Annotated in this window: 9 protein-coding genes; 6 read left to right on the top strand and 3 right to left on the bottom strand. The window is 62.2% G+C overall.

The window, feature by feature from the left end:
* Positions 1 to 4,155: a non-ribosomal peptide synthetase gene (locus EWV35_RS11405; protein ID WP_129662026.1), complete on the top strand. Its 4,155-nt coding sequence runs from the start codon at positions 1 to 3 to the stop codon at positions 4,153 to 4,155.
* On the opposite strand, the gene EWV35_RS11400 is transcribed toward EWV35_RS11405, so the two are convergent.
* Positions 4,091 to 5,209 carry a fatty acid desaturase family protein gene (locus EWV35_RS11400; RefSeq protein ID WP_129662024.1) on the bottom strand — a complete coding sequence of 373 codons (1,119 nt, stop codon included), beginning with the start codon at positions 5,207 to 5,209 and terminating at the stop codon, positions 4,091 to 4,093. The two genes, EWV35_RS11405 and EWV35_RS11400, sit on opposite strands and share 65 nt — an antisense overlap.
* A 268-nt stretch (positions 5,210 to 5,477) precedes the next feature.
* Here EWV35_RS11400 and EWV35_RS11395 point away from each other — a divergent pair, with 268 nt between their 5' ends.
* Positions 5,478 to 6,002, top strand: a complete 525-nt coding sequence (locus EWV35_RS11395) for a hypothetical protein (RefSeq protein ID WP_129662022.1) — start codon at positions 5,478 to 5,480, stop codon at positions 6,000 to 6,002.
* Between the two features lie 22 nt (positions 6,003 to 6,024).
* Here the strand turns inward: EWV35_RS11395 and EWV35_RS11390 are convergent, their stop codons facing one another.
* Together EWV35_RS11390 and EWV35_RS11385 are read right to left on the bottom strand one after the other, a co-directional pair.
* Complete coding sequence (locus EWV35_RS11390; RefSeq protein WP_129662020.1) at positions 6,025 to 6,867, bottom strand: serine hydrolase; 843 nt, start codon at positions 6,865 to 6,867, stop codon at positions 6,025 to 6,027.
* A 45-nt stretch (positions 6,868 to 6,912) separates the two neighbouring features.
* Positions 6,913 to 8,871, bottom strand: coding sequence for an acyltransferase family protein (locus EWV35_RS11385; RefSeq protein WP_129662018.1), 1,959 nt, complete (start codon positions 8,869 to 8,871; stop codon positions 6,913 to 6,915).
* Positions 8,872 to 9,047: 176 nt separating this feature from the next.
* On the opposite strand from EWV35_RS11385, the gene dapB reads away from it, so the two are divergent.
* The 4 genes from dapB to EWV35_RS11365 are packed head-to-tail and all read left to right on the top strand — an operon-like array spanning position 9,048 to position 13,137.
* Positions 9,048 to 9,803 carry a 4-hydroxy-tetrahydrodipicolinate reductase gene (gene dapB / locus EWV35_RS11380; protein ID WP_129662016.1) on the top strand — a complete coding sequence of 252 codons (756 nt, stop codon included), beginning with the start codon at positions 9,048 to 9,050 and terminating at the stop codon, positions 9,801 to 9,803.
* A 3-nt stretch (positions 9,804 to 9,806) separates the two neighbouring features.
* Positions 9,807 to 10,424: a tetratricopeptide repeat protein gene (locus EWV35_RS11375; protein ID WP_129662014.1), complete on the top strand. Its 618-nt coding sequence runs from the start codon at positions 9,807 to 9,809 to the stop codon at positions 10,422 to 10,424.
* A gap of 21 nt (positions 10,425 to 10,445) precedes the next feature.
* Positions 10,446 to 11,375, top strand: a complete 930-nt coding sequence (dapA, locus tag EWV35_RS11370; protein ID WP_129662011.1) for a 4-hydroxy-tetrahydrodipicolinate synthase — start codon at positions 10,446 to 10,448, stop codon at positions 11,373 to 11,375.
* 55 nt (positions 11,376 to 11,430) lie between these two features.
* Positions 11,431 to 13,137 (top strand): ribonuclease J, encoded by a 1,707-nt coding sequence (locus tag EWV35_RS11365; protein WP_129662009.1) that lies wholly within the window; start codon positions 11,431 to 11,433, stop codon positions 13,135 to 13,137.
* Positions 13,138 to 13,240 lie beyond the last annotated feature (103 nt).

The following is a 13,240-nucleotide window of genomic DNA, read 5'->3' as shown; positions in this document are numbered from 1 at the left end:
GTGAACCCCGAATGGTTTCCCCTCACGGACGCGGCCCTCGGGATCGGTTTCGCGGCCACGCTCGACCCAGCCAATCCCTGCTACAACACGGCGGAGTGTATCGAATTTCCGACTTCGGTGGACAATGACGCGTTACGGGCCGCGATCCGGACGGTCTACGCAGAAAATGAAGGCCTGCGGATCAGGCTCGTTCAACGGGGAAACGAGCTCGGGGCGCAGCCGGTGGATCTCGAGGAATTTGCCCGAATCGTCAATATTGCTCGAGTCGTGAGGTTGGATGCCCCCGCTGATAGAGCCGAAGAAGCTGTCCTGGAATGGTGTTCCGGAACAGCAGGGGAACCGCTTGACCTCGCCGCCGGCCAGACGGTCGATTCCGCGATCATCGAGTGCGGTGGACGCACGTGGTTCTATCACTGCGTCCATCACCTGGTCGCGGACGGCTTTGCGGCCTTCGACGCACTCCGCCGCGCCGGGCAGGTTTACGGTCGGATCACCGCCGGAGACCATCCTGAGCCGGCATCACGGCCAGGGCTTGCGGAGCTCCGGGCCCAAGACGCCGGCGACGCCGACCGGCGTGCGGAGGACTACGAGGCGTGGACTGACAGGCTCGAACGCGAAGGCCTTGAGGAAGATTTTTCGCTTGCCCAACGGCAGGCTCCACCGAGACCACGGCCACATCGGGTAACACTTCCGATCGAACCCGAGATCCAGGACCGGTTGGTTTCGGCCGCGCGCGGCGCGGGAACTCAGTGGCCGGCAGGCGTCGTCGCCGCGGTGGGCTCGTATCTGGCCCGTGTTCTCGGCGTCGAAGAAGCCCGCTTCGGGGTGCCCCAGATGAACAGGGTTCTGCCCGGCGGGCCCCGTGTTGCGGCCAGAACATGCTGTACCGCGGTCAACATGCTTCCTGTGACCGTATCGGCGGTCTCCCGGCCTCGGGAGCAGCTCCTAGCGGTTCGCGAGCAAATGGCTTTCAACCAAGCCCATGGCCTGGCGCGTCAAGAGGATCTGGAACGCTATTGCGCCCGGAGGGGCGGAAAGCTATTCGGGGCGCAGATTAACGTCGTTCCTTTCGACGCCGTCCTACGGTTCGGCGCACTGCAAGGGCGGGTCCACAACATTACCGCCGGTCCGGTTCCGGATATGACCGTCTGCATGCGCGGAATGCCGGGACGAGGGCATGCGCTGAGTCTGGAGGTCACCGCGAATCCGGAGCTCTACGGACGCCATGAGGTTGATCGACATGCCCGAAGGATCAAGAACTGGCTCGGTTCCTGGACGGTGGCGGCCGTCGAGAACACGAGCACTGCAGAGCTGGAGCAGGCACTGCCGGAGGAAATCGACGCTGTCCTCGGGTTCCAGGGGGCGGACGAATCCGTCGAGCACCGCACTCTGCTCCAGAGATTCGAAATCCAAGCGGATCGGACACCGGAGGCCGTAGCCGTCCGTGAGGGGCCCGCCTACGATGCCGACGGGCGCTTCGGCGGGAGGGAACGCACCTACGCCGAGTTGAAGGAGGCCGCGCAGGCCGTGGCCCGGGGACTGCTGCGAGCCGGTGTACGGCCTCAGGACACGGTTGCCCTGAGGACCGAGCGCGGCGTCGAACAGTTCGAGCTGCTTTACGGGGTGCTGTACGCCGGCGCCGTTTACCTGCCCATTGATCCTTCCCTTCCGGCCCAGCGCGTCGAAACGATGCTCGCGGATGCGCAGTGCACCGTCCTCGTCAACGGCGCGGAAATCGCTGGCCTGGATTTCGGCACGGGCTCTCAGACGACGATCCGCCAAATCGGCCTGCGGGAGTTTGCCGGCTCTGTCGAGCGTGAGCCGGAAATCCACGGCGCAGACGGTGCATCGCCCTCGGTCTCCGGCGCTTACCCCGGCCATTGGACACGCCCCGGGGACCGGGCCTATATCCAGTTCACCTCCGGTTCCACCGGACGCCCCAAGGGTGTGCCGATAACCCACCGCGCAGTGGACAACAGGCTTCGTTGGCAGCAGCATCTTATTCCGATTGGGCCGGGGGACCGCGTCGCGCACAAGACCGCAATCTCATTCGACGTCCACGTGTGGGAGCTGTACTGGCCGCTCCAACACGGTGGACGGATCGTCATCGCGGCCCCGGAAGGTCACAAGGACCCTGAGTACTTGGCACGACTCATGACCGAAGAACAGGTTACGTGCCTTCATTTCGTGCCCACGATGCTCTCTGCTTTCCTCGCGACGCCGTCCGTGCGCCGCATACTCTCGGGGCCCTCGACGTCGCTGAGATACCTCGTGTGCAGCGGCGAAGCCTTGACGAGGGAACAGGTCCGCGGTGCGCACGAGGTTCTCGGGGTCTACCCGCTCAACCTGTACGGACCCACCGAAGCCGCAATCGACGTCACCGCGTGGGACACCTCCCAAGACCCGGATGCCGGCGTGGTGCCGATCGGAAGACCCGCCTGGAACACCGGGTGCCACGTGGTCGATCCGACCGGTCACCTCTGCCCTCCTGGCGTTCCGGGAGAATTGTGTCTTTCCGGTGTCCAGATCATGTCCGGATACCTGAATCGACCTGAAGCCGATGAGGCGGCCCTGGGGCAGCTGAAGGTTGTGCACCCGGAACCACCTTGCTCTCACGACGACGCGTCGACGCGTACCGAAGACCTTCGAATATATCGGACGGGCGATGTGGCCGTTTGGCGCGAGGACGGTGTCCTCGAATACCGCGGCCGACGCGATCACCAGATCAAGATCCGCGGGCAGCGCCTGGAACTCGGCGAGGTCGAGGCGGTCCTCGCCGACGTCGCAGGCGTTCATGCAGCGGCCGTACTCGTCAAGGAGGTCGGCGGACAAGACGTTCTCGCGGCATTCCTCGAGACGGATCCGGCCCGGGCCGAAGAAACGCTTGCGGCGGCGAGAACCCACTGCGAGGAGAACCTCCCCGACTACATGGTTCCGACGTTGTGGTCGGCGCTTGACCGGATGCCGGTCACCTCAAACGGAAAAGCCGATCGCAGGGACCTGGCCACGCGAGAACTGGTCGTTCCGGACCAAGGCGGGGTCCCTCAGAATCTTCGGGAGCAGGTCATGTGCACGTTGTTCGGTGACGTGCTGGATGTTCCCGCGGTCGGCCCGGAAACGGACTTCTTCACGGCGGGCGGGGCCTCGCTGAGTGCCCTCGAATTGGGCATCCGCGTCGAAGAGTATTTCGGGCAGCCTTGTTCCCTGGCCAAAATCTTTGCTCATCCGACCCCACGGTCGTTGGCCGAGGCACTCGAGGAACAAGGCTTCGGAGAACTCGCCCCCGTGCTGCAACTTCGCCGAGGCCAGGACCCGTCATCGGCGCCTCTGGTCTTCTTGCCTCCGGCCGGCGGGCTGGGCTGGTGCTATGCGTCCTTTCTGCAGCACCTCGACCCTGCTCGTTCAGTTTGGGCACTGCAGGCACCGCAATTTGCGACGCCCGAGATCCCGTGGCCGGAGGATCTTGAAGCGTTGTCGGCGGAATACGTGACATCGCTCAGAAAAGTGGCCCCGGACGGTTGTATTCTCGCGGGGTGGTCGGTCGGAGGCATTGCCGCGGTCGACGTAGCGGCTCGCGCTGCGGACTGCGGTCTTCCCATCCGGAAAGTGGTGCTCCTCGATGCGTATCCGCCGGCGTACTGGCTCACCCGACCGGAGCCCACGGAATCGGACCTGTGGATCGCCCTGATGCGAATGGGCGGGATCGAACCTGAGACTGTTCCCTCCGATCTGGAACAGACCATCGCAGCCTTGCGGGAGCACGGTTCTGCAATGGCGAACCTGGACGACTCAGCGCTGCGCACCTGCATCGCGTCCGTCTGGAAAGCCATGGGATACACGCGGGGAGCCTCACCGCGTAGATTCGACGGTCGCGTGGTTGCTTGCTCGGCACGTCAAACCCTCGAGGTCGGGGCCGACCCGACCGCGTGGGAGCCGCTGTGCGATTGTCTGGAAACACATGTGGTCGAGGGCGATCATGCGGCGGTTCTGCGAGGCAGAAATGCCCGCCGCATAGCCGGCTGGATCGAAGGTCAGACTTTCGGCGGCCGCGAGAGGGAAACCGCGACGGTCTCGGGGCGTGACATCTCGTCTACGAGTGTCCGACCGGAACGGGAACTCCTGGAGACTGGCGATCCTGGACGAGGGGGCATGTGAAGACGTCCTTCTTGCCGAGACCCACGCGGTTGATGTAGTCGGCGACTCGAACGTAGGCCTGGAGCAGGCTGGTCCGCGTGTACGTGATCCTGTGTTCCTCGCAGTACGCGGCGATCATCGGTGCGGCTTTCCGGAGGTGGGGCCGGGGCATCGAGGGGAAAAGATGGTGTTCGATCTGGTAGTTGAGTCCGCCCATCGCGGTGTCCAGGAATCGTGACCCCTTGATGTTTCTGCTCATCAGAACCTGTCTTCTCAGAAAATCGATACGCATGTTCTTGGGTACAATCGGCATTCCCATGTGGTTCGGGGCAAAAGCCATACCCATGTAGAACCCGAAAATTCCCAGCTGAACGCCCAGGAACGCACCGGCAACTCCAGGGGAGAGGACCCAGAAGACGAGGAGCACGTAACTGGTGAGGCGGACGGTGATCAGAGCGATCTCGGCCCACCGGCGCTTGAGCTTCCCTGGCGCGGCCAATCGTTGGACACTGGACACATGGAGGGAGATGCCTTCCAGGAACAGCAGGGGAAAGAACACGAGGCCCTGACGCCCGCGCACCCATGTCATGAGGCGCGAAGACTGACGACTCTCAGCCTGTTCTGCGGTGACCGCGAAAATGGGCAGCTCAATATCCGGGTCCGAGCCGGATTTGTTGGGATTGGCATGGTGCCTGGTGTGCTTGTGTTGCCACCACCCGTAGCTCATACCCACGAGGAAATCCACGAGGACGATGCTGACCCAGTCGTTCCACCGGCCGGAAGCAAAGATTTGGCGGTGCGCGGCATCATGCCCTAGAAACGCAATCTGTGTCAGCACGCAGGCCAAAACGCCGGCCGTGATCATTTGCCACCAGGTGTCTCCGATGAGAATGAGTGCCAGAACCGTTGCGGAAAACGCGAGGAAAAGACCAATTATTTTGGTCCAGTAGTATCCATATCTCCGCTTCAACAAACCGCTCTGCCGAATATTTTTGGCAAGTTCTGTAAATTCTTGTGGGGCAGCTGTTCTGCCTCGTCGGGTGGATTGGGTTCGAGAATTCGGCTCAGTAGCCATGATGTCCTCACATCTAGCGCCCTGTACCTTGCGCGTAAACGCGTAGGCCACAAAGGCGTCGATTGGTCCCACACCGTGCGGCATCCGATGAAATGGGAAGGGCGCGCGGCAGAGAGGCAGGCTCCGGACATTTTCCGAGCGATCATGGGATTGCAATTCCTCTGTAACTGAATCATACAATCGTTTTCCGAACGTCAGCTGAAAATCCCTATCTAATTTAATGTTTTGTGTGCTGTAGTCCGGGCAATATACGGCGTAGAGTTCATTTATGGAAGAGCAAATAGAAAATATACCGGACGAAGCTGGAATTCTGGGCCTGGGAGCGGTCAAGATCGGATCCCTGCCTCCGACGCTCATGACCGACGAGGCGCCCCAGCGGTACACCGTCGACATCATGTTCACCCGTCGCCCGGTCAGCGACGAAATCGCGGCGATCACAGATCCGTCAACTCGAGATTTCCTTGTCGCGGCCGGTTATCCGCACGTCGCGCTCGACGTCGTGGATAGGCGCCTCGAAGTCTCAGGGACCAACCTGGTCGAATTGCGAGACGGTCTGGCCACGATGCTCGGCGAGCGACTGACCACGATCGGCGGAGCGCTGCGTGGCGAGCGAAAGATGGCCCGGGAGCAGGCCCTCCGGGACTCCGACGCGCAGGCGCACCGGCTGCACCTTGTGAAGGATCTGGCCGAGCAGGTGTCCTTCAAACTCCTCACGGGTGTCCATCAGGCCGCGCTCGAGCAGGAAGAGCAGGAAGAGGAGAATTGGGAGAACGAGGGAGGGGCAACCCCGTAGTCGATCATTCGGTCCGCACTGTTCACTCCAGGGCCCGATCCTCTCGGATCTCGTCCCGTGTTCTGGGACCGCGGATTGAGTCCAGGCCCAGAGCCCGAACGATTGCGGCGATGGATTCGTCGGCTTCAGGCTCCTCGAACCCCCGAGTGCACACCGCCAAATACCGGCAATCGGGGGCGGCCGGGGTGCCGATGAACGCGACGTCGTGGCGATAGCCGGGGACCTCGCCGGACTTCGAACCCCACCGCACTCCGGGTGCAAGAACCCGCCCGATCGGAGGAACGGTCTGCGCTTCCAGGGCACGCACGATCTCGACCGTGACGGGACTCGGCAGCGGTGGTCGGTTTCCGGCGATGCCGGTCACGGTACCGCGCATAAGGTGCGCCAGATCCGCGGCAGAAGTTTCATTTGTCAGTCCGCGGTTCTCGGCAGCGGTGTCGCCGATCAACCGTTCGACTCGAGTGGCCTGAAGACCAAGGTCGTGGAACACCTCCGCGACGGCTTCCAGTCCCGTTTCGCGGAGCAGGATGTTGGTTGCTTCATTCGAGGATCGAGAAATCATGACACGGAGGAGCTGCGTGACGGTCAAGCCGGTGCCGTCTTTGGGAAAATGGTCGTCCAGGTGGTCGCCCGAGAGGGCGAAGGGTTCTCCGTCCACGCCCCTGAAGGTTCTCGTCGCCGCGAAATTCGTTTCGAGGCCCAGCGAGCCCTCATGGACGTGCCGTCCGACGGCCAGCGCGACCCCCAATTTGATGGTCGACGCGGCGTAGTAGACCTCCCGGGGCGATCGGCTCTCCAGTATTCTGCCGTCGGCATCGGTCAGTACGAAGCTCGTAGACGGCTCCAACGGAAGGTGATCTGCCATACATCGAACTTAGCAGTTGGCTGCGTCTCGAGCCGGCCGAGGTCGTCACGGACCGCTGGATTCGGGTCCCGGCTGGTCTCCAGGCGCGTTTTGGCCACCGGTCCGTTGCGCGAGTTTCTGCTTGGCCTCTTCGATCGCAGTGCTCACGGTCGATGCATACAGATCCTGGCCAGCCGCCTCAGGGTGGACGCCGTCCGAAACCAAAAGCTCCGGCTTACCGTCCGAGGCCTTGGCCCAGTCCGCGACGACGATTTTGTCGCTTCCGGACCCGGCGGCGCGGACCGCGTCGTTCGATGGTCCGACCCAATCGAGTTTCTCAGGAGCCTGGCCCGTGACCAGCACGAGCTGGCGTGCCTCCCCCGATTCCGAGATCGTGGTCAGCTTGTCGATGTCCTCGGATGAGACTTCGGCATTGGTCGACAGCGAAATCACCACGATCCGCCCCAGGGTCCCCTGATCGAGTCGTTTGCGGGCCAGGTCTATTCCAGCGGACATGTTTCTGCTGACCGCAGCATCGACGTCGATGCCTGGCGCATGGGACTGCAACGCGTCCGCGGAGGCGAGCGTCACGGAATCGCCGATCATCGTGACGTCCTCTCCTCCAGGCGACGGACGGTATGCTTCGGGTCCCGAGGGGCTGGGAGACGGCGAGGGCGATTCGGTCGACTTCAGGGCTTCCCGACCTTGTGCGATCACGGATTGTGCTTGCGTCTTCTGCGGGGCGTTGAGGCAGGCCGCGACCGTTCCCGTGAGCGCGCACACCACGAGCGCCATCGATGCGATCGCGGCCATCCGGGCGCGAACGGGCCTGCCGAAAGCCCGGAAAAATGCGTTTGCGGCTCCGAGGAAGCCTTTTCGGCGAACGGGCTGCTCGAGCCATCGGTAGGACAGAGCCGCAACGATGATTGTCAGGATCAGGACTGCGACGTTTTTCACCTGGTCGGGAACGGTGAGGGCTCCGTAGTGCAACAGCGTCATGACAGGCCAGTGCCATAGGTACAGACCGTAGGATCGTTTGCCGAGCCATTCCAGAAGGCTGAGGGACAAGAGTCGACGAAGCCATTCCGCACCGACGCCGCGGACGTCAGGAAGCAGAGTCTGAATGACCCCCAGGCCAAGAAGCGAAGCGCCCAGGAGACCCCACGGGGCCAGAATCGTGGGCTCGTCCTCGGTGAGGATGCGGGCGAGCACGGGAAGGAGTACGAGGCTGGCCCAACCCGCAAGGATGCGGAATACGTTGAGCGCGGGGATGTACCTCTGCTCGAGGGCCCGCACCCGAACGCCGGGGCGCGGCGGGTACATGCTCCACGGGATCATCAGCGCGAGGACCGCACCGGTCATCAGGCCGAATGCATGGGTGTCCAGACCGTAGTACCCGCGTGTCATATCGGGTTCAAAGTGATTCCACAACACCATGGCGGAGATCGAGGCGACGCAGAGCAAAGCGGGTACCAGCGTGCGTTTCTTCCACGACATCACCAGGATGCAGGTGGTGACGAGGACGACCGGCCAGGCCAAATAGAATTGTTCCTCGAGCGCCAGCGACCAGAAATTGGTGTACAGCTCGAGCGAAGTCCTCGAAAAATAATCGTTGCCCGCGACGACGCTCGCCCAATTCGACGTATACGTCAGGGCCGAGATCACTTGCCGAGGCATATGGACCAGCACGTCGCCGCCGATCAGGAACGCGACGCTCGTGCAGATGAGAACGCAGGAGACCATTGCCGGTATCAGCCGACGCAATCGCCGCATCCAGAACTGGGGCAGGTGCATTTTTCCGGTGTACGCGGCTTCCCGCAGCAGCAGTGCGGTGATCAGATAACCAGAAATCACAAAGAACAGGTCGACCCCGATCAGCCCGCCTGGCAATGCTCCCGGCCACAAGTGGTAAATCACCACCGAGGCCACCGCGATGGCCCGAAGCCCGTCAAGCCCCTTCAAGTGGAAGCGCTCTTGTCCTGCCTCGGGTGGTACGGGCGACGCAAAAAGGGACGACGAATTCATGAAGAGGGCGGAAATCCTTGGTGAGTGTGGTTTGCCGGAAGGTCGGGGAAACTTCCCTGAACATGGTAATCACGTGTAGGCCGATCCTGCTTCCTGGGTCGGTGGCGGCTTTCGTCATGAAAACGCTGGTCCGCCGCGACTCGGCGGTCGGCACGCGCGGCGATAGGGTGGGAGGCATGACTGACGTGATCAAAGTTGCAGTACTCGGTGCGGCGGGCCGCATGGGCTCGGAAGCCGTCAAAGCCGTCAAGGACGCGGAGGATATGGAACTGGTAGCGGCCCTGGGCTCTCAGGATCGCCTCGAGGACGTAGGGAAATCAGGGGCCGACGTCGTGGTTGATCTCACTGTCCCCGCAGCCAGCGAAGAAAACGTCCGATACGCGGTCGAGCACGGGATGCACGCCGTTGTCGGGACGACGGGCTGGGATGAGACCAAGCTCGACCGGTTGGGGAAGCTGCTCGCAGAACATTCGGGAACGGGTGTTCTGATTGCCCCCAACTTCGCCATCGGCGCGGTCCTCGCCGGGAAATTCGCCGCGACCGCGAGCAAATACTTCGAATCCGTCGAAGTCATCGAATTGCACCACCCTCAGAAATTGGACGCCCCCTCCGGAACCGCGGCACACACAGCGCACGAGATCGCGGAGGCCCGGAAAAGTGCCGGACGCGGGCCGAGCCCCGATGCGACACAGTCCGACCCTCAGGGCGCTCGGGGTGCCGTCGTGGAAGATGTGCATGTCCACGCCGTGCGCTTACGCGGTTTGGTTGCTCATGAGGAGATCCTTCTGGGGGATGAGGGGCAGCAACTGTCGATTCGCCACGACTCGTTCGACCGAGTCTCCTTCATGCCGGGGGTTCTTTTGGGAATACGGACCGTCGGTGACCGTCCGGGGCTGACACACGGTCTCGACGGCTACCTGGACCTGGACTGAAGCGTGCGCGGACTCAAGATTTTCACGGCCGCGGCGGTCGTTCTGGTCGCAATCACCGTCTGGTTGCTGCCCGTACCTCCCGGGACGCGGCTCTTCATCCTCGTCATCCTGGCTTTTAGTGCGGCTTTTGTCTTCATCGATTCGACCAACAAGGGCAAAACTTTCGCGGCCATCACGGTCGCGCTGCTCGCCCTGTACTTGGTCCTGACCTTGCAGCGAGGCATCCTTCTGGTCGCTTCGGGCGACATCGCGGGAATCCTGCTGGGTGCCGGTTTGATCGTGCTTCCGCTGATAGGCGCCTGGGCACTGATCCGGGAAGTCTTGTTCGGAGTGCGGGTCCAACAACTCGCCTCAATCCTGGGACGAGAAGGAGGCCTGCCCGAAGACAATCTTCCGCGAACTGCCTCCGGCGGTATCGACCGGGAATCAGCCGACGCGGAATTTCCGGTGTACCAGCGGGAAGTCGAGGCCGACCCCGAAAATTGGCGTACGTGGTTCCGATTGTCCTGTGCTTACGACGCCGCGGGAGACCGCAAGAGGGCAAGACGCTCCATGCGTGACGCCGTGGCTTTGTATCAGGGCAGGCCGGCCGGTGCTTTGTCGCAGGGCGAGGAGTCGTGAATTTGCTGTAGCCTGGGAGACATGTCTGAGTCTTCGATCGAGAACACAGCCCCCGTTGAGCCCCTGTTCGGTCGCCTCCTGACCGCGATGGTCACTCCTTTCGCGGCGGATGGATCCGTGGACGAGAAAGCCACCGCCGAGCTCGCCCAAGAGCTCGTCGCGCGTGGCAACGATGGTCTCGTCGTCTGCGGAACCACCGGCGAATACTCGACCATGACGGACGAGGAGAACGCCCGTGTCTTCCGCATCGTCAAGGACGCCGTGGGGGACAAGGCCTCGATTGTCGCCGGTGTCGGCTCCAACGACACCCAGCACACGATTCATGTAGCGTCGCTCGCCGAAGAAGTCGGCGTCGACGGCCTCCTGGTCGTCACCCCGTATTACAACAAGCCGACGCAGTCGGGACTTCTGGCGCACTTCCGCACCGTGGCCGACTCGGTCAAGACCCCGATCATGTTGTATGACATCCCCGGCCGCGCCGGGATCCAGATCGCGCCGGAAACCATGGTCGCGCTCGCAGAACACCCGAATATTGTTGCCGTCAAAGACGCCAAGGCGGATTTCGCGAGCGCAACCGAAGTGATGTCTCGGACGGACCTTCAGTTCTACTCGGGCGACGACGGATTGACCCTCCCCTGGATGGCCATCGGTGCGCAGGGACTCATCGGAGTGACCACGCACGTGATTCCGGAGCAGTTCCGCGAACTCATCGATTCCGTCGTTCGGGGCGATCTGGCCACTGCGCAGCGAATCCATCGGGATGTGCATCCGGTCGTCACTGCGACCATGACCCGGGTTCCCGGGGCCGTGGCCGCCAAAACAATTCTTCAATGGCAGGGAAGGCTCGCAACCAATATGGTGCGCCTGCCGCACGTTGAACCCACCGAGGCGGAGACCGCACTAATTCGGTCAGACCTCGAAGGGTCAGTCGCCGCCTCAAGCATCGAATAACCTCACGGGCCCCGCTGCAGAGCCGGCGGGGCCTTCATCATCAGAAAGGGGTCCCGTGACCCAGATACCCACCGATTTGCCCAAACCTCCGAAGCTGCAAAAGGACACCCTGCGTGTTCTGGCCCTCGGAGGACTGGGCGAGATAGGCCGTAACATGACGGTCTACGAACTCAATGGAAAGCTCCTGGTCGTGGACTGCGGTGTCCTCTTCCCGGAAGAGACTCAGCCTGGTGTCGACCTGATCCTGCCGGATCTGAACCATATTCTTGATCGTCTCGACGACATCGTTGCCATTGTCCTGACACACGGTCACGAGGACCACATCGGCGCGGTTCCGTACCTGCTCAAGCGTCGGCCTGATATCCCCTTGATCGGTTCGCAGCTGACCCTGGCGCTGGTCGAGGCGAAGCTTCAGGAACACCGTATTCGCTCGACGTCCATGGCCGTCGCGGAAGGCGATGTCGAGGATCTCAAGCCGTTCGAATGCGAGTTCGTGGCCGTGAACCATTCGATCCCGGATGCCTTGGCTGTCTTCATCAGGACTAAGGCCGGGACGGTATTGCACACCGGCGACTTCAAGATGGATCAGCTTCCTCTGGACGGTCGTATCACCGATTTGCGTCACTTCTCCCGCCTGGGCGAGGAGGGCGTCGATCTTTTCCTTCCGGACTCGACCAACGCGGAGGTCCCCGGGTTCACGCCTACGGAGAAGAACATCGGTCCGGTGCTCTCCGACGTCTTCCGGGACGCCCCCAAGCGCATCATTGTGGCTTCCTTCTCCTCTCACGTTCACCGTGTTCAGCAGGTGATCGATGCCGCGGTCGAGCGTGGGCGCAAGGTAGCGCTGTGCGGCCGTTCGATGGTCCGCAATATGTCGATCGCAGAAAAGCTCGGTTACTTGCACGTTCCGGAGAACGTCCTGATCGATCTCAAGCACGTGGACAATTACCGCGATGACGAGGTTGTCCTGATGTGTACCGGTTCTCAGGGAGAGCCCATGGCCGCGTTGTCGCGCATGGCCAGCGGAGACCACAGGATCCAGATCGACCAGGACGATACGATCGTGTTGGCCTCGTCCTTGATCCCTGGCAACGAGAACAGCGTCTTCCGCGTGATCAATGGCTTGCTCAAATTGGGTGCGAATGTGATCCACAAGGGCAATGCCAAGGTCCACGTATCGGGCCACGCGGCCGCGGGCGAATTGTTGTACTGCTACAACATTCTCGAGCCGAATTACGTCCTTCCCGTCCACGGCGAAGTCCGTCACCTCATTGCGAACGGCAAGCTCGCGATGGAAACCGGCGTTCCCGAGGAGAATGTTCTCCTGGGCGAAAGCGGCATCGTCGTCGACATGAAGAACGGGCAGGCCCGGATCGTAGGCGCGGTCGACTGCGGTTATGTCTACGTTGATGGCAAGTCCGTGGGCGAAATCACGGACCAGGACCTCAAGGACCGCCGCACGCTGGGCGAAGAAGGCTTCGTCTCGATCGTGATTGTGGTCGATCGTAAGACCAAACGCGTCGTTGCAGGACCGGATATCCACGCCCGAGGCGTTGCAGAAGAAGATGCCGTCTTCTCACCGATGATTCCGAAGATCACCGAGGCGCTCGAGGACGCTCTTCACGAGCAGTCCTCTAAGCGTGTGACCAATCACCAGATGCAGCAGATCGTGCGCCGTACGATTGGCCAATGGATTGGTCGGAAGCTTCGTCGCAAGCCGATGATCATCCCCGTGGTCGTGGAGGCCAACCAGGAAAAGTAGGGACGAATATCTCGCGGCGCGGAAGCCGCGAGCCGAGGGCGGTAATCCACAGATTCGCACGGTTTTGACCGGGGCGAGTGTGGGTTCCGCCCTGATCGTCTAC

The organism is Rothia uropygialis (genome assembly GCF_004137765.1).
Taxonomy (GTDB): Bacteria; Actinomycetota; Actinomycetes; order Actinomycetales; family Micrococcaceae; genus Rothia.
This window is presented reverse-complemented; position numbering and strand designations above follow the sequence as displayed.

What these genes read in the sequence shown, in the direction of transcription:
- EWV35_RS11400 (WP_129662024.1), bottom strand. Translation starts at nt 5,209, where the DNA reads ATGGCTACTGAGCCGAATTCTCGAACCCAATCCACCCGACGAGGCAGA.
- EWV35_RS11395 (WP_129662022.1), top strand. Translation starts at nt 5,478, where the DNA reads ATGGAAGAGCAAATAGAAAATATACCGGACGAAGCTGGAATTCTGGGC.
- EWV35_RS11390 (WP_129662020.1), bottom strand. Translation starts at nt 6,867, where the DNA reads ATGGCAGATCACCTTCCGTTGGAGCCGTCTACGAGCTTCGTACTGACC.
- EWV35_RS11385 (WP_129662018.1), bottom strand. Translation starts at nt 8,871, where the DNA reads ATGAATTCGTCGTCCCTTTTTGCGTCGCCCGTACCACCCGAGGCAGGA.
- dapB (WP_129662016.1), top strand. Translation starts at nt 9,048, where the DNA reads ATGACTGACGTGATCAAAGTTGCAGTACTCGGTGCGGCGGGCCGCATG.
- dapA (WP_129662011.1), top strand. Translation starts at nt 10,446, where the DNA reads ATGTCTGAGTCTTCGATCGAGAACACAGCCCCCGTTGAGCCCCTGTTC.